This is a genomic window from Tropicimonas marinistellae (genome assembly GCF_001509585.1).
Lineage (GTDB): Bacteria > Pseudomonadota > Alphaproteobacteria > Rhodobacterales > Rhodobacteraceae > Tropicimonas > Tropicimonas marinistellae.
On record NZ_LNCI01000001.1, the window covers coordinates 266,802 to 290,118 of the forward strand.

The window sequence follows — 23,317 nt, forward strand, 5'->3', positions numbered from 1 at the left end:
CGGGGAGTGAAATGACCGAAAAACGCGCTTTGGTTACCGGTAGCGGTCGGCGCCTCGGGCGGGCGATGTCTCTGTTTTTGGCCGAGCGCGGCCATGATGTCGCCGTGCACTTCCATCGTTCGTCAGCGGAGGCGGACGCGGTGGTGGCGGAGATCCGTTCCTACGGACGGCGCGCCGTGGCAGTGCATGCCGATCTGACGGATGAGGCACAAGTTCAACGGCTCTTACCCAGGGCGGCGGATGAACTGGGCGGGCCGTTCAACCTTTTGGTAAATAACGCCTCCATTTTCGAGTACGACACACTCCGCAGCGGTACCCGTGAGATATGGGACCGGAACATGGAGTCGAATCTGCGTGCGCCCGTGGTGCTGACCCAGCATTTCGCGGAGCAGGCACCCAAGGCGATCCTTGACCATCGCGGGGAACCCCTCTCGCAAGCGTTGGTGATCAATCTGTTGGACCAGCGGGTGCGGAAACTCACGCCGGCCTTCATGAGCTACACGATCGCCAAGATGGGTCTGTGGGCCTTTACGCGGACCGCGGCGCAGGCACTCGCGCCGGACGTGCGTGTAAATGCAATAGGACCCGGTCCAACGCTGATCGGCGATAGGCAGACCGAAGATCACTTCGCTCGCCAGCGAAACGCAACGGTTTTGCAACGGGGGTCCAATCCTGAAGATATTACTGCGGCGCTAGGGTATTTCATCGATGCGCCCGCTGTTACGGGGCAGCTTCTATGCACCGATGGTGGCCAGCATCTGGGTTGGAAAACCCCCGATGTGCTCGGTCCGGAGTGACGTGTGAGCACTGACTTGGGGTCACTTATGCACCGTCGAGTTTGCCTTCACAAATCCGTTAGGAAACCTTTAGAAAAATCAAGCAATTGGAAGCCAAAGCGAAAAGTTTTTCGTTAAATCAGTTAGTTATCAAAACGCACAAAATTTAATCAAATCAATCAATCGCCCAAAAAACAAGAAGAATTTGCTTGCGACAGGTGGTTATCCCGTGGGTTATCCACAGAAACCGTGGACATGTTTTCAGTTGCTCTCGGGGCCCGTAAGTTGCAGCGATCCAAGGAATCGAAAGGTTAACGAGAGGCGCAGGTGACGGATTCGGAGAGATCACAATCCGATAGCGACGCGTCGCCCGAAGATCGCCCGCGCGGCTACCAGTGCATTCATGGCTACCTGCCGTCGCTCGAGACTTCGCCCGGCGTCTACCGCATGCTCGATGGGCAGGCGCGGGTCCTCTATGTTGGAAAGGCGCGCAATCTGAAGGCGCGGGTGGCCAGCTATGCACGGCGCACCGGACATAGCCCGCGTATCGAGCGGATGATTTCCGAAACGGCCTCGATGATGTTCCTGACAACCAGGACCGAGGCCGAAGCGCTGCTGCTGGAGCAAAACCTGATCAAGCAGCTTAAGCCGCGCTACAACGTGCTGCTGAGAGACGACAAGTCGTTCCCGAACATCCTCGTTTCCAAGGCGCATGACTTCCCGCAGATCAAGAAGCACCGGGGCGCCAAAAAGGAGAAGGGTGCCTATTACGGACCGTTCGCCAGCGCCGGCGCGGTGAACCGGACGCTGAACCAGTTGCAGAAGGTGTTCCTGCTGAGGAATTGTTCCGACGCTACGTTTGAAAGCCGGACGCGCCCCTGCCTGCTCTACCAAATCAAGCGCTGCTGTGCGCCCTGCGTCGGATACGTCTCCGCAAAGGAATACGGAGCGCTGGTCGATGATGCGGAGCAATTCCTGCAAGGTCGTTCCACGAGTATTCAGGCCGACCTGGCCGGCGAGATGCAAGCCGCCTCCGACGCGATGGAGTTCGAGCGCGCGGCGGCCCTGCGGGATCGGATCCGTGCGTTGACCCAAGTGCAATCGACCCAGGGAATAAACCCGCGTGGCGTGGCGGAGGGGGATGTCGTCGGGCTCCACATGGAGAGCGGGCAGGCCTGTGTGCAGGTATTCTTTATCCGGGCCAACCAGAACTGGGGCAACCACGACTACTACCCCCGGACAGGAGGCACGCAATCGCCCGGAGAGGTGATGCGATCGTTCCTGGCGCAATTCTATGACGGTAAGGAGCCACCCCGGCAGGTGATCCTCTCGCATGACATCGATGATCGCGATCTGCTGGTCGAGGTTCTTTCCGAGAAGGCCGGCCGCAAGGTCGAAATCTTGGTCCCGCAGCGGGGCGAAAAGTCGGAACTCGTCGCCGGGGCCATCCGCAACGCGCGTGAGTCCCTGGCTCGCAAGATGTCGGAATCGGCGGCGCAGTCGCGGTTGCTCGCCGGGTTGGGTGAGGCTTTCGACCTCGGTGCGCCACCACGCCGGATCGAGGTCTACGACAACTCCCATATCCAGGGCACCAATGCCGTGGGTGCGATGATCGTTGCCGGGCCGGACGGTTTCGCCAAGAGCCAGTATCGCAAGTTCAACATCCGCGGCGAGGATCTCACACCCGGCGACGACTTCGGCATGATGAAAGAAGTTCTTACCCGCCGGTTCCAACGCATTTTGAAGGAGGATCCGGACCGCCAGTCGGAGGCCTGGCCAGACCTTCTGTTGATTGACGGCGGGGCGGGGCAGGTGAGCGCTGTGGCCGAGATAATGGCCGAACTCGGTGTCGAGGATGTTCCATTCGTAGGCATTGCCAAAGGACTTGACCGGGATGCCGGCAAAGAGGAGTTCCACCGGCCCGGCGGGCGCCCCTTCGCGCTCCGGCACAATGACCCCGTGCTCTATTTTGTCCAGCGTCTGCGTGACGAAGCGCACCGATTTGCCATAGGTGCACATCGGCAGAAACGCGCGAAGGCGGTCGGTGCGACACCGCTGGAGGAAATTCCGGGCGTGGGCGCGACCCGCAAGCGCGCGCTGCTTGCTCATTTCGGGTCCGCCAAGGCCGTGAGCCGGGCTAACCTCGCCGATCTCAAGGCGGTGGAGGGTATCAGTGCAGGGTTGGCTGAGCGGATCTATCACTATTTCAACGCGCAGGCGTAACTTCCGCCCCGCAGTCCGTTCAGTTCCCCTCGCCGCGGTCGACAATGTCATCTCGACAAAGATGGCGTGCTGGAGAGAATCGCTTTCACCGACCCGACGTCCGTAGTCGATCCGGACGGCGGCGCTCCGCGTGGTAGTGGGACCGGTGTATTCGCGTTCTCATCGTGAGCGTCGAAGACGCGGACAGCGTTGACGAGACAGCGGTCCATACCGCAATCGACCGCAGTCCCCGTTTTCGCCCGGCGGCCATTGTTTGCTACGGGCGCCGTCGAAACCATTCCTGCGCCTGCAATGCCCTGATCTCCGTGAGGTCGAAGTCGGCCATGACGAGTCCCGGCGCGTCGTCTCCCATCTTCAGTACCCGTCCAAGCGCATCCACGGCCAGCGAGTGGCCGTCATCCTTTGGCGCGGGGTAGTTGGCGACGGCGATACCCATGACGGACTGAAACCCCATCGCGCGAATTCCTGCCACGCGCACATCCCCCACGTGCGGATCCGTCATCAGGGCGCAACTGTTCGGAACGAGCACGAGTTCGGCCTGATTCCGCATTAGTTCCTCCGCCACGTGCGGAAACTCCCGATCCATGCAGATCATGAGGCCAGCCCGCACCGGGCCCGCCGCCGTCTCCAATACCACCACCGACGAGGACTCACCCGCCGCACAAGCCTCTTCCGGCGCGTCGAAGAAGCAGATGTGCCGTTTGCGCTGCCACAGCACGATCTCGCCCCTGCGGTCAATGAGACAGGCGGTGTTGAAAGGTTTCGGCCGAGCCGCTTCGAGAAACGTCGCCACAATGGCAAAGCCGTAGCGCTTTGCCGCCCGGCGAAACCCGGAAATATATGCACTATCTGCATCAACCGCGCCATCCAGCCAATACGCGCGCGCGCCCGGGATCTCCGGGTCAAACCGGGCGTAACCGTTCGAGAACATCTCCGGAAAGAGCAGGATATCCGCGCGCCGGTTGGCGACCTCGGTGAACAGACGGTCCAGATCGGTCGTTGGCGGCGCCTGTGCCATGGCGACACGTAGTATGGCAGTGGTCTCTGTCATGGAGCGGGCTTTCTCAGCGTTGTTGTCTGGGTAGAATAGGTACGGCGTCAACTTATCCCACGCCTTGCTCTTTCCCTGCCGAAAGTGTCGCGGTAGACCCGGTGCATGACCTGGACGATCCCCAATATCCTCACCGTGTTTCGGCTCGTTTCGGCGCCAATGGTGCTGTTGTCCTTCGTGATCCTGCCGCGGCCGGTGGCGGATTGGGCGGCGTTGGTATTGTTTGTCGGTGCCTCGGTCACCGACTGGATTGACGGCAAGCTTGCGCGTGCCTGGGACCAGCAAACCAAGCTCGGCACGATGCTTGACCCGATCGCCGACAAGGCGATGGTCGTTGTCGCGTTGGCCGCGCTTGTCGGTCTCATGGGGCTTGCGCCGCTACTCGTGATTCCGGCCGCAGTAATCCTGCTACGCGAGGTTTTCGTATCGGGTTTGCGTGAATTTCTGGGCGATACCGCTGGAACGCTCAAGGTGACAAAACTCGCCAAGTGGAAAACGACGATCCAGATGATCGCAATCTCGGTTCTGATGGCTTTTGGCGGGCTCGTGAGCGGGATAGAGGCGCTTACGGCGGGGATGGACAGCGCCACGGCCGCAGCAGTGATCGAGGGCGCGGAGGAAGACCTTTTCGGCTTGAGATGGAAGTCCATCGCCGCGACGATTTGCCTGAACGGCGGCTTCGTGCTTCTCTGGATTGCAGCCGCTCTAACGGCCATCACCGGTTGGGACTACTTCAACAAGGCCCGGCCCTATCTGAAGGACTAGGCCCATGATTGACGTTCTCTATTTCGCCTGGGTCCGCGAACGCATTGGCCTTCCGAAGGAGCGACTGGAAACCTCGGCATCTACCGTGGCCGATCTTGTAGAGGAATTGCGCGGTCGCGAGGAACGCTACGCGCTCGCCTTTTCCGACCTGTCCGCTCTGCGGGTCGCGATCGATCAGGAATTGGCGGATTTTGACGCGTCTCTCTCGGGGGCCCGTGAAGTGGCATTTTTCCCGCCAATGACAGGCGGTTGAATGGAAATCCGTGTTCAGGCAGAGGCGTTTCGCTCCGGCAAAGAGCTGGAGGCATTCACCGCTCGTACGCGCGGCGCCGGGGCCGTGGTCAGTTTCTCTGGTATTGTTCGCGACGACAGCGGTGAGCTGTCTGAAATGGTGATCGAGCACTATCCGGGTATGACGGAAAAGGCGCTCGAACAAATAGCCGCGCAGGCCGTTTCCCGATGGTCACTTGCCGGAGCGCTCGTGATACACCGCTATGGCTCATTGAAACCCGGTGAGCAGATCATGATGGTTGCGACCGCGGCGCGGCACCGCAAGGACGCATTCGAGGCGGCCGAGTTCCTCATGGACTACCTTAAATCCCGCGCGCCGTTCTGGAAGAAGGAACGCAATCGCGACGGCGATAGCTGGGTGTCGGCCAAAGACAGCGACGAATCCGCGTTGGATCGCTGGTGATCGACGCCCCGTGCCGAGACCGGTTCGGTCCGGTCAGGCACCTTCCCGGTTTCGTTCGATATGGGCGCGCAGTTCCTCGGCCTCCTGGCGCGCGTCGCGAAGCCCGTCCATGGCCGCCTGCAACTCCGCCTCGCTCTGGGTCAGTTGATTGGTGAGCTCAGCCTCACGCTGCTGCAGATAGGTGATTGCCTGATCTCGGGTTTCTTCGGCCTCGTGCAAGTCCTGAGCCATCTTGTCCAGCTCGCCCATGTCCGACTGCGTGACGCGGGTGACGCGATGGATGATCCAGGAGGCGAACCAGCCCAGAAGAAATGCCACGAACAGGACGGCTGCCGTGGCAATGATGAATTCGGAACGGTTCACTGGGTATCCTCCGTGCTGTCTTCGGCAGCCTCGTCTGTGTTCTCGCGACTGGTGTCGGGGCTCTCTGCAACCTGTCCTTCAGCCGCCGCAGGCTGTGCGTCAGGATCAGCCTCTGGCGCAGCGCCCGTCACGCCATCGACTTCAGATGGTGCACCAGGTTCTTCGGTGGTGTCGGATGGACCGGAGTCCGTCTTCGTGCCTGTTGCCTCTTCTTGGGCCTCAGCCCCTGTTTCCTCGGATCCGCCATCCGTTTCATCCCCACCAGTGGCCAGACCGTCCGATTCTTCGGCCACGAGGCGAAACTCGATGCGGCGGTTTTCCTCTCGGCCCTCTTCGGTGTCATTGTCGGCAATCGGGTCGGTCTCGCCGTAGCCGGTCGAGACGATGCCTGATGTCAGCACACGGCGCGCGATGAGCGCCTCGAGAACCGCGTCCGCGCGTGCCTGCGACAGTTCGAGGTTCATTTCCTCGCGACCCTGGCTGTCTGTATGGCCAGCGATCTCGATTTCCATCTGCACGTCCTTGCAGGATTTCAGTATGTCCGCGATCTCATTGACGATCCCGATCGCTGCCCCTTCGATGTCGGTTGAACTTGGGGCAAAGGATATCTTCTCGCGGGCCTGCACGGCGCGGATCTGTTCCAGGCATTCATCAGGCGTGGGCAGCGACGCGACGGGATCGAGCGCTTCGTCATAGGTCACGTTGATCCCGAAATTCTGCGCGTCCCCCAGTTTCTCTGCGAGTATTCGAGAAATCTCCGCCTTGGCCTCGGGGTTGCCGGTGGTGCCGCGAATGTCGACGTAGGATTCCTTCACCAGCGCCGATCCGTGATCCAGTTCCGACAGGGCCTCGAGCCCTGCGAGCACACGCATCGGCCAGGGTTCCGGAAGGGTTTCGTCGATCCGTGCGGCCGTATACACGGAATCCGCGCCGAAACGGGCCTTGGCATAGCTTTCAACGGTTTGCCGTACCATCGCGTTGTTGAGCCGCCCCCGAAGTTGTACCCGCCCGGCTGGGTTTCGTGTGGCGGTGAACTCGGGCGGCGCCTGGATCGAGCCGTCTTCTGTCTGCTCCGTTGGTTCGGGCAAGACCGAATGCAGGGAGAAGACGTCGGGCAGATTCGATTCCAGCTCGCCGACGACCCGGTCGAACAGAGCCGGGTCCGTGGTCTCGGTTGCCACCAGTGTGACGTCGGCATCGGCGAATGTGATCGATCCAGCGCCAAGCTCGGCCACGGCACCGATTCCGAGAATTGCCGCATTGGTCCATTCCGGCGTCGGCACGCCCAGTCCGAGCGTGCAATTGACCCTTCCGGTTGCACCTGCCTGCGTTGCAGCTTCCAGAATTCGACCCTGGTTGCGCGCGGTATCCACCGAGCATGCATCGAAATGCGGTCCGGATTCGTCGATCAAGAAGCGCAGGGTAAAGGGTGTGATCACCGGGCGTGGCGCCGAAATATTGTGGCGGAGTGAAACAGATTTCGGCACGCGCTTGGTGATTGCGGCTTCCAGCGTGGCTTTTTCTTCCGCGGATTCCGCAATCGCTTCCACGCCGACCTGCCCAGCAGAAATCGACACCTTGGAGCGTGGTAAGCGCGCCAGTACGTTCATTCCGAAGTGAACGGCACTCTCCCAATCCCGCGGTTCGGGATAGCTTGCCACTTCCAGCAGGTCTGTGACCTCGGCGCCTTCTGCCAGCGCCGTGATCTCGTTCACCATCGACGCGCGGTCGAGCGACGTGGGTACCAGCCCGATCAGGGTGACGCCCTCATCGTTGCGCAGGATTTCAATGGAAAAGCGCGGTGGCGCCAGCGGCTCGGATGGCGTTACCGTTGTGCCATCCACGATCCGCGTCGCGTCCACCATCGTTCCGGCAATATGCAATGCGTCGAAGCGTTGTGCCTCGGTGGGGGCGATACCGCCGATATGCACTTGCAACCCGTCTGTGTGAACATCCGCCCAGTCGTGATCCGCTTCGATCAAGGCGATACGAACGGCCTTGCCGGACCGCGTTTCGATGATATCCGCGGCGATGGTCGCGACGAGCCAACATCCGGCGGCCGCGAGCGCCAGAGAGATTGCGGAGATGATTTTCGGACCCAGGCGCATCAAGGCGTATCTTCGTTGTTGTTTGTGGCGGATTTGTAGAGGGCCGCGCACAGGGGATCAACAAGCGCCCCGGCCTCCTCACGGGCGGGAAACCGCCGATTGGGCCGGAGGTGTTTGGCATGCGCCGGCGCCGGGGCCGGCTCAAGGCTCAGACAAGTAGCGCCAGCAACAGCCCGGCGGCGAAGATCAGGCCGGTGTGTGTGAGGGCGCGGAACGTCGAAAGGCAGGATTGTGGATCATCCAGTTTCAGGTTGGCCATCTGCCAGGTCATGTGCAGGCCCATTGCCCATGCGCCGATCAGGGCGAAAGCCAGCGACAAGGCGCTTGCACCGGGCGTGAACGCGAGGATCACACCCACGGTCATCATGAGTACCGTCACCATCATGAAGAGCCTGAGCCATGCGGGGGTATCGTCACCGAACAGCCGCGCAGTCGACTTCACGCCGATAAGCGTATCATCCTCGATGTCTTGGTGAGCGTAGATCGTGTCGTAGTAGATCGTCCACGCGACGCCCCCGAAGAACAGGAAGAGCGGCGCGAGGGAGATCTCGCCGGTATGCGCTGCCCATGCAACCAGCACGCCCCAATTGAGATTCAGCCCGAGGATGAACTGCGGCCACCAGGTGAAGCGCTTTCCAAATGGGTAGATCACCACCAGCGCCAGCGAGGCAACGCCGACCCAGATTGCGGTGGCGTTGAACGTCAGGAGGATCAGGAAGGCGAGAAGCAGCTGTATGCCCATCCAGACCGTTGCGTTCTTTACCGTCACCTGGCCGGAGGGCAGCGGGCGGGATCTCGTGCGTTCCACGCGCGCGTCAATTTCTCGATCGGTGATGTCGTTCCAGGTACAGCCGGCGCCGCGCATGAGAATCGCGCCCAGTACCACGGCGATGGCAATCCAAATGTCGAAGCCGCGCCAACCCGTCGCCGCGATGGCCGCCATTAGCCCCCACCAACTTGGGATGATCAGGGTCCAGAAGCCTACCGGCCGGTCTGCACGTGACAGTCGCAGGTAAGGTCGCAACACGGGCGGGGAAACTCCGTCGACCCAATTGCCTTTCACGGCGTCTGCGACAGCGCCTGGAACGGGCGTGTTGTCGGTTTCGGTGGAGGTCTCTGGCGTATTCGGCAACTCGGTCATATGGTCCGCCCAGGTCTGGGGATGAGGTCGATGGCTAGGGTCCGCCTGTATGTAGAACAAAGCCTTGCCGAGGGGCAAAGCGTTTCGCTGACGCGGGAGCAGGCGCACTACCTTTTCGGGGTAATGCGGCTCGGTCCGGGTGACGATCTGCGCGTGTTCGACGGTGTCTCGGGCGAGTACCGCGCCGAAATTTCCGTCGCTGGCAAGCGTGGCGGCAGTCTGCATTGCATTGAGAAAACGCGCCCGTTGCAGGTTCCGCCCGATCTCTGGCTGCTGTTCGCGCCCATCAAGAAAGCCCGCACCGATTTCATTGTCGAGAAGGCCGCAGAAATGGGTGCGGCGCGGATCTGCCCGGTGCAGACCGCCTTCACGAATTCGGAACGAATCCGGCGCGACCGATTGCAAGCTCATGCCATCGAGGCCGCGGAGCAATGCGGCGGGACTTTCGTGCCGGAGGTTGCCGAGATGCAGCGGCTTGAACGGGTTCTGGCAGAGTGGCCGGTTGAGCGGCGATTGATGTTCTGTGACGAAGCGCGGGTTGGCGCTTGCGACGCGCTGACAGGCAAGCGAGGTCCGTGGGCGATCCTGATCGGTCCCGAAGGCGGTTTTTCCGATACGGAGCGTGCGCAGCTTGAGGCTCTGCCACAGGCCGTCGCCGTAAGTCTCGGGCCGCGGATCCTGCGTGCAGATACCGCCGCGGTCGCCGCGATGACGCTGTGGCAAAGCAGCCTGGGGGATTGGTGATGGAATTTCGTCCCGCGGTCCTTGATGACGCGGTCAGGATTGACCGCTACCTGCGCGCGCGCAGCGAAACCTCCATGTTCCTGCGCTCTAACTTGCGTGCCTTTGGCCCCTGCGGAGGCGACGCACAACATGCGACGCAGATGTGGTTGCTGGAGGACGGTCAGCGCCTGACCGGCGTTTTGGGCTTTACGACTGGCGGCTTCGTACTGGTGCAATTGCCGGAAGGCGCGCCCTCCGGGAGCCTGCGCCGTCTGCTCGGCGGTGAGCGGATCAAGGCGATCCTCGGTGAGAGCGACCAGGTGACGCGCGCCCGAACTGCGCTCGGGCTGGACCACGTGCATGCACAGCTCGACGATGACGAACCGCTCTATGCGCTGGATCTTGCCCGGCTGCGTGTTCCGCCAGGGGAGAGCCGCCTGCGAAAGGCTGTCGCGGAGGACCGCAAGCGGCTGATCGCATGGCGCGAGGAGTATCTGGTTGAGACGGTCTATTACTCACCCGAAGATGCCATCGCGACAGCCCCTGGCGAAATCGACGCCATGATGGCGCGCGGCACGCTCATGGTCCTGGAATTGAACGACGGTACGCCCTGCGCCATGACGTCTTTCAACGCAATTCTTCCCGATATGGTTCAGGTCGGCAATGTCTTCACAGCGGACGAACTGCGCGGTCAGGGACATGCCCGCCGCGCGGTCGCGCTTCACCTGCAACGCGCACGCACCGACGGTGTGGAACGGGCGATCCTGTTTGCGTCCGGTCCGGCTGCGTCGCGTGCCTACGAGGCAATCGGCTTCGAGCAGATCGGTCACTTCACCTTGCTGATTTTCCGGGATCCGCAACCCGTGGGGGCGCCGGCTTGAGTTTCATCCGTCCGGAAGTTGCAAAGGCGTTGCATCGCTGGCGCGAGGTCTTGTCGGGGCTCGCGGGCGCTTTGGCCGGCATCTGGCTCGCCGGTCTGGGTGGAGCGGCAATGCTTGTCCTCGGCGGGCTTGTGACAGTTGCCGCACTGGCGTTGACGCTGCTGGCATGGCGCCGCATGCGGTTTCGCCTCGACGTGGATGCTCCTGGCGTTGTGGAAATCGACGAGGCTCGCATTTCCTACCTCGGACCGGTGATGGGTGGCTCGATCGACCTGTCGGAACTCGTCGAGATCGACGTGCTGGAAGTCGGCGGAAGCCGACGGTGCTGGCGGCTTCGTCAGAGCGATGGCCAGACGCTGCTGGTGCCGCTCGCCGCAGCCGGTGCCGACCGGCTCTACGATCACTTCGCGACGTTGCCGGGAATGGAGGCAGCGTCGCTGATGTCGGCATTGGACGGTGACGCGGCTTCCGCTCGCACGATCTGGCGCCGCGATGCCTCTGCCGGACCCCCGCGACTTCGGTGACCGTCGACCTCAGCGATAGGCTGCCTCGGGTAAACCATCCGTTGCTCCCCCTTGACTTGCGCCGGTCCGGAGCGCACCTAAGCCGGGTTTCGCGAATGTCCGGAGACCCACAAAGATGTCCATCCCCCAATCCGGCGGCGGCCCTATCGAGAGCCACGAGCAGCTTGCGGAATACCTCGAGAGCGGCTGCAAGCCCAAAGAATCGTGGCGCATCGGGACGGAGCACGAGAAGTTCGGCTATTGCCGCGATACGCTGCGCCCGTTGCCGTACGACGGGCCGCGGTCGATCAAGGCAATGCTGGAGGGACTGCGCGACAGCTACGGCTGGGAGCCGATCCTTGAGCAAGGCAATATCATCGGGCTGGAACTGAACGGTGCAAACATCAGTCTTGAACCGGGTGGGCAACTGGAACTCTCCGGGGCGCCCCTGACCTCGATCCATGAGACCTGCGACGAGGTGAACGAGCACCTGCGCGAAGTGAAATCCGTGGCAGACGGGATCGGAGCAGGCTTCATCGGCCTCGGCACCGCGCCGACCTGGGCCCACGAGGATATGCCCCAGATGCCAAAGGGCCGGTACCGGTTGATGACCGACTACATGGACAAGGTGGGCGCACTCGGCAAGCAGATGATGTACCGGACGTGCACGGTGCAGGTGAACCTCGATTTCGCCTCCGAGGCTGACATGGTCAAAAAGCTCCGCGTGGCGCTGGCGTTGCAGCCGGTGGCGACGGCGCTGTTTGCCAATTCGCCGTTTCTGGAGGGCAAGCCGAATGGTCACAAATCGTGGAGATCACGCATCTGGCGCGACCTGGATCCGGCGCGCACCGGTCTCCTGCCCTTTGTCTTCGAGGACGGCATGGGGTTTGAACGCTATGTCGACTATGCGCTCGACGTGCCCATGTACTTCGTCTACCGCGACGGAAAGTACATCAACGCGCTTGGTCAGTCCTTCCGCGACTTTCTGAAGGGCGAATTGCCTGCGCTGCCTGGAGAAGTTCCGACGCTTTCGGACTGGGCCGACCACCTCACAACGATTTTCCCCGAGGCGCGGATCAAGAAGTACATGGAGATGCGCGGGGCCGACGGTGGGCCGTGGCGGCGACTATGCGCGCTGCCCGCGTTCTGGGTTGGCCTGACATACGAGCAGGGCGCGCTGGATGCTGCGTGGGATTTGGTGAAAGGTCTCGATGCCGAAACGCGGGAGGGACTGCGTGTCGCGGCATCGGTGGATGGTTTGCAAGGCCAAAGCAACGGCGTTCGGATACTGGATCTCGCGCGGGAGGCTGTCGCGATCGCGGAAGCTGGCTTGCGTGCGCGCTGCATTCCCGGGGCCGCCGGGCTCATTCCCGACGAAACCCACTTCCTGAATGCACTGCAGGAGAGCATCGAGAGCGAGCGCACTCCGGCCGACGAACTCCTGGAGCGCTACAACGGCCCTTGGGGCGGAGATCTCACGCCGATCTTCACGGAGTATTCATACTGAACGGTGCCGGTTTTCGGGTGTGTCGATATGGTGGACGGTGCCGCGACAGAGATATGCCGGATCAGCTTTTGCCGCCGCCGATCCTCGACTCCTCGCCGCGCGTTAACCGGCCAATGTTGTCCCGATGCCGGACGAAGACCAGCGCCGTGAGCAGTAATGCCAACAGGCTCACGTCCGGGCGACCGAGCAGCAGGGCCCAAAGCGTTGACGTGCCCGCAGCCACCAGCGCCGAGAGCGAAGAGTAGCGGGTCAGAACCGCCACCGCGAGCCAGGTGCCGCAGCAGGCCAGCCCGATCCGCCAGTCGAGCGCCAGCTGAACGCCGAGAAAGGTCGCAACGCCCTTGCCGCCTCGAAAACCGAGCCATACCGGATAAAGGTGCCCCAGGAAGGCGCAGAGCGCGGCGACCTGCGCGGCATCCGTACCGAGCGCGGCCCGCGCGATCAGAACCGCGACACCTCCCTTAGCTGCGTCGCACAGAAGCGTCAGGAAGGCGGCCAGCTTGTTGCCTGTTCTCAGGACATTCGTCGCTCCGATGTTGCCGGAGCCGATGGCGCGCAGATCGCCCAGCCCGAAGACTCGCGCCATCACCATACCGAAAGGGACAGAACCGAGCAGATAGGCCAGCACGGCTGTGGCGATCAGCGGCAGTACACCTGTTTCGAGTGCGGGCATTTCGGCTCCTGTCGTTCGGTGTCGGGACTATTCCTGCGCAAGGCGGGAAAGTCCACGTTTCGCGCCTGGTCCGGACGCAGGTCACTGCTGTCGCGATCATCCCGCCACGGTTCACCGCCCGAAGGGCGGCCCGGCCCAACCCCGAGCCTGCGCGAAAGCGCGGGCCGAGGGGGCGGGAGGGTCTCGGTTCAGCCAGGTGTTCCGTGAACGAGCGTTCCGCCGACCCAGGTCGCCAGCACTTTCCCTTCCATGCGCTGGCCGTCGAAAGGGGTGTTCTTTGATTTCGACCGGAGCTTGAACCGGTCGAGGATGAAGGGGGCATCCGGGTCGAACAATACCAGATCGGCCGGTGCGCCGGGGCTAAGGCGCCCGCCGGGGAGGCCAAGGCGCCGCGCAGGGTTGAGTGCCATTGCCCGGAAGAGCTGCGGCAGGGTCAACAGCTCCGCATGGTAGAGCCGCATGGCAGCAGGCAAGAGCGTTTCCAGCGCCACGGCGCCGGACGCCGCTTCCTCGAAGGGCAGGCGCTTACTCTCCTCGTCCTGCGGCGTGTGCATGGAGGAGATCGTGTCGATCAATCCGGAGCCCACGGCTTCCACAACGGCCAGGCGGTCACTCTCCGACCGGAGCGGCGGCTTGATCTTGAAGAAGGTGCGGTATTCTCCAACGTCCAGAAGGTTGAGCGTGAGATGGTGGATTGACGTACCGGCGGTAACGTCAAAGCCGTTGTTCTTTGCCCGCTCCAGCGCCGGCAGCGCGCGCCGAGTGGTGATCTGGTCGGCGTGATACTTCACGCCCGTCATCTCCACGAGCGCGATATCCCGGTCGAGTCCCATCCGCTCGGCCATTGGCGAGACGGCCGGTAGCCCCTTGAGCGAGGCGAATTTGCCCGAGGTGACAGCCGCGCCCCCGGACAGGCCCGGCTCCTGCGGATGCGCGATCACGAGCGCATCGAGCGACCGGGCATAGGTGAGCGCGCGGCTCAGCACCTTGGTATCCGTCGTAACGGTGTCGCCATCGGAGAAGGCGACGGCACCGGCATCCTGTAGGAAGCCGATTTCAACCATCTCGCGACCCTGTCGCCCCTTTGTGAGCGCTGCCAGCGGCGCGATCCGAACCGGGCTGTCTTCCAAGGCCCGGCGGGTGACGAATTCGAGCGACTCGGGCGTGTCGATGGCTGGCAACGTGTCAGCGCGCGTGACCATCGTCGTGACGCCACCCGCTGCCGCCGCCCGGCCCGCTGAGCGGAAGCTCTCCTTGTGCCGCTCGCCGGGTTCGCACACCTTCACGCCGATATCGACGATCCCCGGTGCGAGACATTTGCCGCGGCAGTCCACGGCGCCGGCTGCGGCCGCGGATCCAACCGCCACGGAGGCAATTTGGCCGTCCCGGATCGTCAGCGTGCCGATCCGGTCAGTCCCCGCCTCCGGGTCGATCAGCCGGACATTGGTGAGTGTCTGCTCCGTCATGCGGCCCCCCTCTGGATCCGGCGCATCAGGTTCAACACCTCGCGCCCCTCCGATATGCGTTCAAATCCGACTCGGCCGCCCCTGCCAAAACGCGACCCGGCATCGGCGAAGTACACGCTTGCCGGCGGACCTTCGTCGAAGCCAATCGCGGTGTCGGCAGTGATTGGCCATGAGTTCAGCCCTCGCCGACCGAAGATCTCGGTTGCGATGAATGCGCGCCGGTTGCTGAGCGAGTACCAGCTCCGCGCCCGTAACCAAGCCTGCCAAACGCGCGCGCCACCCGCGAGCCGCGCCCCTTGTGCGATGAACAAGACGCCCACCAGCGGGAACAGCAGACGCAAGACCAGCGGCGCGTCGCTCGTCGCGCGGGCGGCGCCCAGGGTCCAGAACACCGCGATGGCGAGCATCGCCAGTCCGAAAAGAACGCGCCTTGGATCGAGCCCGCGAAACGACAGCCCCGGCTCGGGACGCCCCTGCCATAGGATTTTTTCCCCAGGTGCGAGAATCCCGTCCCAATCGCCGCGTGTGCCGCTCATTCGGCTGACACTCCCGCGGTTCGCGCGATGGCCGTACGCGTCGCATCCGGATCGGCGAGGTACTTCATCAGGAGCTTGTCACCGGCATGGGTGATGATTTGTACGGCACTGCCCAGCCGCCGCACCTTCGCGATGTCGCCCAGCGGCACTTGGCGACCATGGGAGCCTGCGACGGCGAGATCGGTCAGATCCCACCGTATCGCGAGTTCCTCCGAGGCCACATACCAGCCTCGGATTCCGATCGCGAGCAGCGATGCGGGTATCCCCACCCAAGCGCTCGGATTGCCCAGCAAATACAAGATAGCCGTCGTTGCCGCCGCGCCGAACAGGGCGAGGCGAATATGGTCACGAATGTAGACCCGCCGATCAGCGCTCCAGCTCTGCATGACCCGTCCCGCTGTCGGCGCCTCAGACACTGTCATCGCCACGCGCCTCCCGCAGGTTGCGCGCCAGCAGGTCCATCGCCGCCATGCGTACCGCGACGCCCATTTCCACCTGTTCCTGGATCACCGAACGGTTGATGTCGTCTGCGATGGTGCCGTCGATCTCCACGCCACGGTTCATGGGACCGGGGTGCATGACGATGGCATCCTTCTTCGCATGTGCCAGCTTCTCGGCATCCAAGCCGAAACGATGGTAATACTCCCGCTCCGACGGGATGAAACCACCGTCCATACGCTCCTTCTGGAGCCGTAGCATCATCACAACGTCGCAGCCTTCCAGCCCTTCGGCCATGTCGCCATAGACTTCGACGCCCCAATCGGCCGCGCCGGAGGGGATCAGCGTCGGCGGCCCGACCAGTCTCACGCGGTTTTCCATCTTGCCGAGCAGCAGGATATTCGACCTCGCGACGCGGCTATGGGCGATGTCGCCGCAGATCGCGATATTGAGCCGGTTAAGCCGCCCTTTCGCGCGTTGGATGGTCAATGCGTCCAGCAAGGCTTGCGTGGGATGTTCGTGCCGCCCGTCGCCGGCGTTCAACACCGCGCAATTGACCTTCTGCGACAGCAGGTCGACGGCGCCGGAGTGAGGGTGCCGCACGACCAGAAGATCGGGGTGCATCGCATTGAGCGTGAGCGCGGTATCGATCAGCGTTTCGCCCTTTTTGATGGAACTGGCCTGCATCGCCATGTTCATCACGTCCGCGCCGAGACGCTTGCCGGCAAGCTCGAAGCTCGCCTGTGTGCGGGTGGAATTCTCAAAGAACATGTTGATCTGGGTGAGCCCGGCGAGGGTGTCGGAGTGTTTCACCGCGCCCCTGTTGAGGTCCACATAGGTATCGGCGAGATCCAGGATCGTCGCGATTTCGATCGGGTGAAGCGGTTCGATTCCCAGAAGATGTCTGCCGCGGAATGTCATAGGCGCCTCCGATCTGCTGGCGCGCTTATAGCAGAGGGGCAGGGCCGGGCAACGGGCCGTGCCTCGCCGCGGCACCGCGCCGCTCCGGTCGCGGCATCCGCGACCGCTTCCCGATACCTGCGCAATCGGCTAGCAAGGGCGTATGGCCAACGACCTATCCACGGAAGCGATGATCGCCGCGCTCGATTTCCAGATCGCGCTCGGGGCCGATACCTGTGTCGCGGATGCGCCGCTCGACCGCTATGCGCTGAGCCGGGAGGAAGCGGAGCGGCGGCGTGCCGCGGCTGCTGCACCGGCGCAGGTCGGGACAGGGCGGCAAGTCACGCCTGCCGTTCAGCCAAAGGCCAAGGAAGATCCGATTGGCGAGGCGCGCGCCGCCGCCGCAGGGGCCACGACGCTGGAAGAACTGCGCGCGGCGCTAGCGGCCTACGAGCATTGCGAACTCAAGAAAGCGGCGCGCACGCTCGTCTTTTCCGACGGCCAGCCGGGGGCGCGCGTAATGATCATCGGCGAAGCACCCGGCCGCGACGAGGACATTCAGGGAAAGCCCTTCGTTGGGCGCGCGGGGCAATTGCTCGACCGGATGCTGGGCGCCATCGGTTTGGCGCGCGGGGCACCCGATCCGGGATCCGCTGTCTACATCACCAATATCCTGCCATGGCGGCCACCGCAGAATCGCGATCCGAAACCGGAAGAAATCGCGATGCTCAAGCCCTTCGTGGAGCGTCACGTCGCGCTGGTCGAGCCGGACCTGCTGGTGCTGATGGGGAATATTTCCTGTCAGGCAATGCTCGGGCGGCGCGGTATTACCCGGCTTCGCGGCAATTGGGCTGATGTGCTTGGCCTGCCGGCGCTGCCCATGTTCCATCCCGCATATCTCTTGCGCAATCCGGCGGCCAAACGTGAGGCCTGGTCGGATCTTCTGTCCCTGAAAGCCCGGTTGCGCAGCAGGGCTGAGGAGCGTCCATGAGCCGTATCGACGAAGAAAAACCGTTCGTACCAGTTCGAATCGCAGTGCTGACGGTCTCCGACAGTCGGTCACTGTCGGATGATCGCTCCGGTGACGTTCTTGCCGGTCGGATCGAAGCGGCGGGTCACACCCTGGCAGACCGCAAGATATTGACCGATGAGCGCACCGAGATTGCCGCGCAACTCTCCCATTGGTGCGACGATGCCGAGGTCGATGTGGTCATCTCTACCGGCGGAACCGGCCTCACGGGGCGCGATGTGACCGTGGAGGCTCACAGGGACGTCTATGAAAAGGAGATCGACGCCTTCGGTACGGTGTTCACCTTTGTATCGATGAAAAAGATCGGCACATCCGCGGTACAGTCCCGCGCAACCGGCGGTGTGGCACGCGGAACGTATCTTTTCGCGCTTCCCGGTAGCCCAGGAGCGTGCAAAGACGCGTGGGACGAAATCCTCGCGCCGCAACTCGACTATCGCCACCGGCCCTGCAACTTCGTGGAAATACTCCCCCGCCTCGACGAGCATCTGCGCCGGAAATGAGCGGTTAAAAGTGAATTACGCGCGACAGAAACAGCCGGGACGCCCGTAACAGGTCTGTGGCTTTGCCGAATTGACGTTTCGGAATAGATTTGGAAAGCGGTTGTCTCTGACGAAAAGGGCGCGCCCGAATGAAATTTCTACGCAGATCCCTGACCGGATTGTTGCTGCTGTCATTGACGGTCGGGTTGCTCGCCTACGGCGGTCGGGTGTTCCTCGATGCTGTCGAGGTGCGGATGAATCGCGAGACGCAACAGCGCCCCGCGAGTGAACGGGTTTTCGGTGTGAATTCGGTGGACGTGGTTTCGACGCAGATCACGCCCACGATGCTTGCGTTCGGCGAGATTCAAAGCAGGCGGACGCTGGAGGTGCGGGCCGGCGCGGGCGGACGGATTGTCGAACTGGCCGAGAACATGGAGTCTGGCGGGTTCGTCGCCGCGGGTGCGCTCCTGGCGCGCGTGGACCCGAAGGACGCCGAAGCCGCTTTCGAAATCGCGCGCACCGAGGTTGCCGAAGCGGAAGCAGAACTCAGGGACGCGGAGCGCAACCTGCAACTCGTGCGGGACGAATTACAGGCCTCCCAGGCGCAGGCGGACCTGCGAACACAGGCGTTGATCCGGCAACAGGACTTGGCACGGCGCGGCGTCGGCACTGAGGCGGCAATCGAAACCGCCGCCCTGGCGGAGGCGAGCGCGAACCAGGCGGTTGTGAGCCGTCGTATGGCGGAGGCCGCGGCGGAGAACAGGGTGGATCTGGCGGGCAACCTGCTGGCGCGGGCGCGCATCGCGCTGGATGAAGCCGAGCGCGACCTTGAGGATACGGAGGTGCGCGCGGCATTCAGCGGAACCCTTGCCGACGTCTCGGTCGTCGAGGGCGGTCTGGTGACGCAAAACGAGAGGCTCGGCACGCTGATCGACCCGGAGGCTCTGGAAGTGGCGTTCAGGCTTTCCACCACGCAATACGCCCGGCTGCTGGACGATACCGGCCGCCTGATCGGGGCGCCGGTCCGGGTCACTTTGGATGTTCTGGGCTTGGATCTGGAGGCCGCCGGTCACATCTCGCGCGTGGACGCGTCGGTTGGCGAGGGTCAGACGGGGCGCTTGCTATTCGCGCGTCTGGATCGCTTTGCCGGCTTCCGCCCGGGAGATTTTGTAACGGTTCACGTGGAGGAACCGGCTCTGACCGACGTCGCGGTCCTACCGGCAACGGCGCTGGATTCCGCCAACACCGTGCTCGCCATCGACGAAGACGACCGGCTTGAGGTCGCTCAAACCGAGTTGCTGCGTCGGCAGGGTGACGACGTTATCGTCGCTGCCGCCGGGCTGGAGGGCCGGCGCATCGTTGCCGAACGCTCCCCACTCCTTGGAGCGGGCATTCGCGTACGAGACCTGACGGCCGAAAACGCGCCTGCACTGGCAGGTGCTGCGTCCGGTGACGGAGCAATGATCACGTTGTCGACGGAGCGTCGCGCGGCGCTGATTGCCGCGGTCGAAGCGAACAGCCGGATGCCTGCGGAGGCCAAGGCGCGTATCCTGTCGCAACTGCAGGAAGACAACGTGCCGGCCGGGATGGTCGAACGTATCGAGAGCCGGATGGGGGGCTGAGGGCATGCACGCCGACGCTCCCAAGCCGCAACGCCCCGGTATCCTGAGCTATTTCACACGCCACCGCACGGCGGCAAACCTCCTCCTCGTGATACTGATCGTTGCCGGTCTCGCGGCCTTCCCACGAATGCGCGCGCAGTACTTCCCCGATGTCGTGCTCGACAGCGTCACCGTCTCCGTCACCTGGGACGGCGCCGGCGCCGAGGATGTCGACGCCGCCATCGTGGAGATCCTGGAACCGACTCTTCTGGCTGTCGATGGGGTGGAAAGCTCGGAATCGATTGCGAGGGAGGGACGGGCTTCCATAGAGCTGGAGTTCGAGCCCGGCTATGACATGGGCCGGGCCGCCGATGACGTGCAGCAGGCCGTCGATGCGATCACCACGCTGCCTGAAGATGCCGACGAACCGAGCGTGCGGCGCGATGCCTGGCGCGACAGGGTGTCGGACGTTGTCATCGCCGGTCCGGTGAGTGTCGATCTCTTGGCCCGCTACACCGATGAGTTCGTCCTGCGGCTTTACTCCGAGGGTGTGACACGCACGACAATCCGGGGCTTGGCCGCGCCGCAGGTCGTGGTCGAAGTGCCGACGCTGTCTCTTGTGCGGCACAACGTAACCATGGCCGAGATCGCCCAGGCGATTGCCGGGGAGGTCGACGCCGCCCCGGCCGGGGAGGTGTCCGGGGCGAATGCACGCGTCAGGACCGGCACGGAAAAGCGTTCGGCCGAGGAAATCGCCGGGATCATCCTTCGCTCTAATCGGGACGGGACGCGGCTGACAATCGGTGACCTGGCGACGATTCGCGTCGAAGGCACGGATCGCGACCGAAGCTACTTCCGTGGAGAGCACCCGGCGATCTCGCTACGTGTGGACCGGTCTGCCCAAGGCGATGCTCTGGAGATACAGGCGACGGTGGAGGAGGTTGCAGCTTCCATGCTGGAGGGCCTTCCGGATGGCGTCAGCATCGAATTGATCCGCACGCGGTCCGAAGCGATCTCGAGCCGTCTAAAGGTTCTGATCGAGAATGCGGGGATGGGCCTGGCGCTGGTTGTGGGGCTGTTGTTCCTGTTTCTGAATGCCCGCACGGCGCTGTGGGTGGCCGCCGGTATACCGGTTGCCATGCTGACCGCGATCTTCCTGATGTGGATGGCCGGGCTCACCCTAAACATGATCTCGCTCTTCGCACTGCTGATCACGCTCGGCATCATCGTCGACGACGCCATCGTTGTTGGCGAACATGCAGATTTCCGCGTGCGACGCCTCGGCGAGCATCCTGTCGTTGCGTCTGAAAACGCCGCGCGTCGGATGACTGCGCCGGTCTTTTCCGCCACCGTGACCACCGTGATTGCCTTTGCCGGCCTGACCTTTATCGGAGGGCGCTTCGGCGACTTGATCGCCGACATTCCCTTCACCGTGATTGTCGTGCTGATTGCGTCGCTGGTGGAGTGTTTCCTGATCCTTCCGAACCACCTGGCTCATTCGCTGCACGCGTCGAGCAAGAACGACTCCTGGTACGATTGGCCGTCGCGCACGGTCAATCGCGGCTTCGTCTGGTTCCGTGACAGGGTCTTCCGGCCATTCATGGCCTTGGTTATCCGCGCCCGCTACCCGGTTGTGGCGGGGCTGATCTTCATTCTGTCGACGCAGGTCGCAGTGTTCGTGCGCGGAGACGTGCAATGGCGGTTTTTCTCCGCGCCGGAGGAGGGATCGGTGTCGGGAAATTTCGCCATGGCCCCCGGTGCCGGGCGCGCGGAATCCCTGGCTCAGATGCGGGCTTTTCAGGCAGCGGTTGAGGCGCTCGATGTCGAGTACGGTGAAAAATACGGTACGCGACCGGTGGCTTATGCGCTGGCTGAGGTGGGTGGCAATACCGGTCGTGGCCTGTCGGGAACCGAAGGGAAGGACTCCGACCAGCTCGGCTCGATTGCCGTGGAACTGATCGATCCGGACTTGCGCCCCTATTCCAGCTTCCAGTTTGTCAGTGACCTGCAGGACCGGGTGGAGCGACACCCTCTGGTCGAAACGATCTCCTTCCGCGGTTGGCGTGCCGGGCCGGGCGGTGACTCGCTGGACGTGCAGTTCTTCGGGGCCAGCCCCTCTGTGCTGAAAGCGGCGGCCGAGCGATTGAAGGGCGAAGTTGCACGGTTCGGGGAGGTATCGGCTGTCGAGGACAACCTTGCCTACGACAAGGAAGAGCTGATCCTCGACCTCACCCCGCAGGGCGAGGCGCTCGGCTTCACCATCGAGGCGCTTGGCCGGGTCCTGCGCAACCGGCTCAACGGGATCGAAGCGGCGACCTACCCGATGGGGCCGCGCAGCGCCGAGATTCGCGTGGAACTTCCTGAGAACGAACTGACGGCCGACTTCATGAGCCGGACGCAACTGCGCACGCCCTCCGGCGAGTACGTTCCGCTGGCGGATATCGTAGAGGTGAGCCGCCGCGACGGCTTCACGACCATCCGGCGCGAGAACGGAATTCGGGTCGTCAGCGTTACGGGCGATATCGCCGACGACGATCCGGTGCGGGCGCAGGAAATCGTGGACACCCTGCGGGATGACGTGCTCCCGCAGATCGAAGCCGAATTCGGCGTCTCTTATCGTCTGTCGGGACTTGCCGAGCAGGAGCGGGACTTCCTGAACGACGCTATGGTCGGTTTCGGCTTTTGCCTGATGGGGATCTACCTGACGCTGTCATGGGTCTTTTCGAGCTGGTTCCGGCCATTGCTCATCATGGCTGTGATCCCGTTCGGCTTCATCGGCGCGATCTTCGGCCATGCCGCTTGGGGGCTGCCGTTCTCGATGTTCTCTGTCATCGGGCTCATTGGAATGTCGGGTATCATCATCAACGATTCCATCGTCCTGGTCACAACCGTCGACGAATACGCCCGCGAAAGGGGAGTTCTGCCGGCAATCGTCGATGCGGCTGCCGACCGTTTGCGCCCCGTGCTGCTGACCACGATGACGACCGTGATCGGTCTGGCGCCGCTGCTGTACGAACCCTCACGGCAGGCACAGTTTCTCAAACCTACCGTCATTACGCTCATCTACGGTCTGGGCTTCGGCGTGGTTCTTGTGCTGCTGCTGGTTCCGTCGCTGCTCGCGATCCAGCAGGACGTGGTACGCCAGTTTGAGACGCTGTTGCGCTCATTCCGCCGGCCCGGCCGCGCTCGGGCCGTGTCGCGGTTCACGCTGACGGCCGCCGGGCTGATCGTGGCGCTGTTTACATCGACCATGGGGCATGCGCTGTTTGCCGGTGGCGTCTGGCCGCCACTCGCCGAGCTCACCGGCATCGATCCGGAAAGCGCGCGCGCGGCGCTTGGGCTATTCTCCATCGGCTGCGTGGCGATCGTCCTGGGCGTGTTCGTCCTGGGCGCTGTTTGGCTGACCGCATCGCGGCCACGGGCTAGCGAGCTTCCTTGACGCGTGCGTCGTCTCGCCGA

22 protein-coding genes are annotated in these 23,317 nt (G+C 63.2%); 13 read left to right on the forward strand and 9 right to left on the reverse strand.

The annotated features are described in order from the left end of the window. Positions 1-11 precede the first annotated feature (11 nt). Both ARC39_RS01195 and uvrC read left to right on the forward strand, forming a co-directional pair. Positions 12-797, forward strand: a complete 786-nt coding sequence (locus ARC39_RS01195) for an SDR family oxidoreductase (protein ID WP_068108819.1) — start codon at positions 12-14, stop codon at positions 795-797. 306 nt (positions 798-1,103) lie between these two features. Continuing rightward, entirely contained in the window at positions 1,104-2,999 is a 1,896-nt protein-coding gene (uvrC, locus tag ARC39_RS01200) for an excinuclease ABC subunit UvrC (RefSeq protein WP_068108823.1), read from the forward strand. Between the two features lie 256 nt (positions 3,000-3,255). Here uvrC and ARC39_RS01205 read toward each other — a convergent pair whose 3' ends face one another. Beyond that, a complete protein-coding gene (locus ARC39_RS01205) occupies positions 3,256-4,050 on the reverse strand; it encodes a carbon-nitrogen hydrolase family protein (protein ID WP_068108826.1) in 795 nt (264 codons plus the stop codon). A gap of 105 nt (positions 4,051-4,155) precedes the next feature. On the opposite strand from ARC39_RS01205, the gene pgsA reads away from it, so the two are divergent. From pgsA to ARC39_RS01220, 3 genes are read left to right on the forward strand one after another with little or no spacing between them, the layout of a single operon-like run. Beyond that, positions 4,156-4,815 (forward strand): CDP-diacylglycerol--glycerol-3-phosphate 3-phosphatidyltransferase, encoded by a 660-nt coding sequence (pgsA, locus tag ARC39_RS01210; RefSeq protein WP_068108830.1) that lies wholly within the window; start codon positions 4,156-4,158, stop codon positions 4,813-4,815. Between the two features lie 4 nt (positions 4,816-4,819). Continuing rightward, entirely contained in the window at positions 4,820-5,068 is a 249-nt protein-coding gene (moaD, locus tag ARC39_RS01215) for a molybdopterin converting factor subunit 1 (RefSeq protein WP_068108833.1), read from the forward strand. Beyond that, positions 5,069-5,509: a molybdenum cofactor biosynthesis protein MoaE gene (locus ARC39_RS01220; RefSeq protein WP_068108836.1), complete on the forward strand. Its 441-nt coding sequence runs from the start codon at positions 5,069-5,071 to the stop codon at positions 5,507-5,509. 33 nt (positions 5,510-5,542) lie between these two features. Here ARC39_RS01220 and ARC39_RS01225 read toward each other — a convergent pair whose 3' ends face one another. The 3 genes from ARC39_RS01225 to ubiA form a co-directional block, all read right to left on the reverse strand. Further along, on the reverse strand, positions 5,543-5,872 hold the full coding sequence (locus ARC39_RS01225; RefSeq protein ID WP_068108839.1) for a hypothetical protein: 330 nt from the start codon (positions 5,870-5,872) through the stop codon (positions 5,543-5,545). Beyond that, the gene (locus ARC39_RS01230) at positions 5,869-7,980 is read right to left on the reverse strand and encodes an OmpA family protein (protein ID WP_078059012.1); all 2,112 of its coding nucleotides are present in this window, start codon (positions 7,978-7,980) and stop codon (positions 5,869-5,871) included. The genes ARC39_RS01225 and ARC39_RS01230 overlap by 4 nt, the downstream gene beginning before the upstream one ends. A gap of 148 nt (positions 7,981-8,128) precedes the next feature. Next, positions 8,129-9,121, reverse strand: coding sequence for a 4-hydroxybenzoate octaprenyltransferase (ubiA, locus tag ARC39_RS01235; RefSeq protein ID WP_068108841.1), 993 nt, complete (start codon positions 9,119-9,121; stop codon positions 8,129-8,131). Positions 9,122-9,151: 30 nt separating this feature from the next. Between ubiA and ARC39_RS01240 the strand changes: the two genes are divergently transcribed. From ARC39_RS01240 to ARC39_RS01255, 4 genes are all read left to right on the forward strand, one after another. Beyond that, the gene (locus tag ARC39_RS01240; protein WP_068108844.1) at positions 9,152-9,865 is read left to right on the forward strand and encodes a 16S rRNA (uracil(1498)-N(3))-methyltransferase; all 714 of its coding nucleotides are present in this window, start codon (positions 9,152-9,154) and stop codon (positions 9,863-9,865) included. Then, the gene (locus ARC39_RS01245; RefSeq protein ID WP_068108846.1) at positions 9,865-10,725 is read left to right on the forward strand and encodes a GNAT family N-acetyltransferase; all 861 of its coding nucleotides are present in this window, start codon (positions 9,865-9,867) and stop codon (positions 10,723-10,725) included. The genes ARC39_RS01240 and ARC39_RS01245 overlap by 1 nt, the downstream gene beginning before the upstream one ends. Then, positions 10,722-11,249, forward strand: a complete 528-nt coding sequence (locus ARC39_RS01250) for a hypothetical protein (RefSeq protein ID WP_068108849.1) — start codon at positions 10,722-10,724, stop codon at positions 11,247-11,249. Before ARC39_RS01245 ends, ARC39_RS01250 begins: the two co-directional genes overlap by 4 nt. A gap of 115 nt (positions 11,250-11,364) precedes the next feature. Continuing rightward, positions 11,365-12,735 carry a glutamate--cysteine ligase gene (locus tag ARC39_RS01255; protein ID WP_068108852.1) on the forward strand — a complete coding sequence of 457 codons (1,371 nt, stop codon included), beginning with the start codon at positions 11,365-11,367 and terminating at the stop codon, positions 12,733-12,735. A 61-nt stretch (positions 12,736-12,796) separates the two neighbouring features. Here ARC39_RS01255 and plsY read toward each other — a convergent pair whose 3' ends face one another. The 5 genes from plsY to ARC39_RS01280 all read right to left on the reverse strand — a co-directional run bounded on the left by plsY (position 12,797) and on the right by ARC39_RS01280 (position 16,769). Continuing rightward, positions 12,797-13,408, reverse strand: a complete 612-nt coding sequence (plsY, locus tag ARC39_RS01260; protein WP_068108855.1) for a glycerol-3-phosphate 1-O-acyltransferase PlsY — start codon at positions 13,406-13,408, stop codon at positions 12,797-12,799. 188 nt (positions 13,409-13,596) lie between these two features. Further along, the gene (gene pyrC / locus ARC39_RS01265; protein WP_068108857.1) at positions 13,597-14,874 is read right to left on the reverse strand and encodes a dihydroorotase; all 1,278 of its coding nucleotides are present in this window, start codon (positions 14,872-14,874) and stop codon (positions 13,597-13,599) included. Beyond that, entirely contained in the window at positions 14,871-15,410 is a 540-nt protein-coding gene (locus ARC39_RS01270; RefSeq protein ID WP_068108859.1) for a hypothetical protein, read from the reverse strand. The genes pyrC and ARC39_RS01270 overlap by 4 nt, the downstream gene beginning before the upstream one ends. Continuing rightward, on the reverse strand, positions 15,407-15,796 hold the full coding sequence (locus tag ARC39_RS01275) for a hypothetical protein (protein WP_236545087.1): 390 nt from the start codon (positions 15,794-15,796) through the stop codon (positions 15,407-15,409). Before ARC39_RS01275 ends, ARC39_RS01270 begins: the two co-directional genes overlap by 4 nt. A gap of 22 nt (positions 15,797-15,818) precedes the next feature. Then, positions 15,819-16,769 (reverse strand): aspartate carbamoyltransferase catalytic subunit, encoded by a 951-nt coding sequence (locus ARC39_RS01280; protein WP_068108866.1) that lies wholly within the window; start codon positions 16,767-16,769, stop codon positions 15,819-15,821. 142 nt (positions 16,770-16,911) lie between these two features. On the opposite strand from ARC39_RS01280, the gene ARC39_RS01285 reads away from it, so the two are divergent. The 4 genes from ARC39_RS01285 to ARC39_RS01300 all read left to right on the forward strand — a co-directional run bounded on the left by ARC39_RS01285 (position 16,912) and on the right by ARC39_RS01300 (position 23,297). Continuing rightward, a complete protein-coding gene (locus ARC39_RS01285) occupies positions 16,912-17,739 on the forward strand; it encodes a uracil-DNA glycosylase (RefSeq protein ID WP_068108869.1) in 828 nt (275 codons plus the stop codon). Beyond that, complete coding sequence (moaB, locus tag ARC39_RS01290) at positions 17,736-18,278, forward strand: molybdenum cofactor biosynthesis protein B (protein WP_068108873.1); 543 nt, start codon at positions 17,736-17,738, stop codon at positions 18,276-18,278. The genes ARC39_RS01285 and moaB overlap by 4 nt, the downstream gene beginning before the upstream one ends. A 128-nt stretch (positions 18,279-18,406) precedes the next feature. Further along, positions 18,407-19,879, forward strand: coding sequence for an efflux RND transporter periplasmic adaptor subunit (locus ARC39_RS01295; RefSeq protein WP_068108876.1), 1,473 nt, complete (start codon positions 18,407-18,409; stop codon positions 19,877-19,879). A 4-nt stretch (positions 19,880-19,883) separates the two neighbouring features. Continuing rightward, positions 19,884-23,297 (forward strand): efflux RND transporter permease subunit, encoded by a 3,414-nt coding sequence (locus ARC39_RS01300; protein ID WP_068108879.1) that lies wholly within the window; start codon positions 19,884-19,886, stop codon positions 23,295-23,297. Positions 23,298-23,317: the final 20 nt, after the last annotated feature.

Bases quoted from the DNA above. Each gene is read 5' to 3' on its own strand.
- ubiA (WP_068108841.1), bottom strand. From the start codon at position 9,121: ATGACCGAGTTGCCGAATACGCCAGAGACCTCCACCGAAACCGACAAC.
- ARC39_RS01270 (WP_068108859.1), bottom strand. From the start codon at position 15,410: ATGAGCGGCACACGCGGCGATTGGGACGGGATTCTCGCACCTGGGGAA.
- ARC39_RS01205 (WP_068108826.1), bottom strand. From the start codon at position 4,050: ATGACAGAGACCACTGCCATACTACGTGTCGCCATGGCACAGGCGCCG.
- ARC39_RS01220 (WP_068108836.1), top strand. From the start codon at position 5,069: ATGGAAATCCGTGTTCAGGCAGAGGCGTTTCGCTCCGGCAAAGAGCTG.
- ARC39_RS01245 (WP_068108846.1), top strand. From the start codon at position 9,865: ATGGAATTTCGTCCCGCGGTCCTTGATGACGCGGTCAGGATTGACCGC.
- ARC39_RS01280 (WP_068108866.1), bottom strand. From the start codon at position 16,769: ATGACATTCCGCGGCAGACATCTTCTGGGAATCGAACCGCTTCACCCG.
- moaD (WP_068108833.1), top strand. From the start codon at position 4,820: ATGATTGACGTTCTCTATTTCGCCTGGGTCCGCGAACGCATTGGCCTT.
- ARC39_RS01255 (WP_068108852.1), top strand. From the start codon at position 11,365: ATGTCCATCCCCCAATCCGGCGGCGGCCCTATCGAGAGCCACGAGCAG.
- ARC39_RS01275 (WP_236545087.1), bottom strand. From the start codon at position 15,796: ATGCAGAGCTGGAGCGCTGATCGGCGGGTCTACATTCGTGACCATATT.
- moaB (WP_068108873.1), top strand. From the start codon at position 17,736: ATGAGCCGTATCGACGAAGAAAAACCGTTCGTACCAGTTCGAATCGCA.
- pgsA (WP_068108830.1), top strand. From the start codon at position 4,156: ATGACCTGGACGATCCCCAATATCCTCACCGTGTTTCGGCTCGTTTCG.
- ARC39_RS01300 (WP_068108879.1), top strand. From the start codon at position 19,884: ATGCACGCCGACGCTCCCAAGCCGCAACGCCCCGGTATCCTGAGCTAT.
- ARC39_RS01285 (WP_068108869.1), top strand. From the start codon at position 16,912: ATGGCCAACGACCTATCCACGGAAGCGATGATCGCCGCGCTCGATTTC.
- ARC39_RS01295 (WP_068108876.1), top strand. From the start codon at position 18,407: ATGAAATTTCTACGCAGATCCCTGACCGGATTGTTGCTGCTGTCATTG.
- ARC39_RS01195 (WP_068108819.1), top strand. From the start codon at position 12: ATGACCGAAAAACGCGCTTTGGTTACCGGTAGCGGTCGGCGCCTCGGG.
- ARC39_RS01230 (WP_078059012.1), bottom strand. From the start codon at position 7,980: ATGCGCCTGGGTCCGAAAATCATCTCCGCAATCTCTCTGGCGCTCGCG.
- ARC39_RS01240 (WP_068108844.1), top strand. From the start codon at position 9,152: ATGGCTAGGGTCCGCCTGTATGTAGAACAAAGCCTTGCCGAGGGGCAA.
- pyrC (WP_068108857.1), bottom strand. From the start codon at position 14,874: ATGACGGAGCAGACACTCACCAATGTCCGGCTGATCGACCCGGAGGCG.
- plsY (WP_068108855.1), bottom strand. From the start codon at position 13,408: ATGCCCGCACTCGAAACAGGTGTACTGCCGCTGATCGCCACAGCCGTG.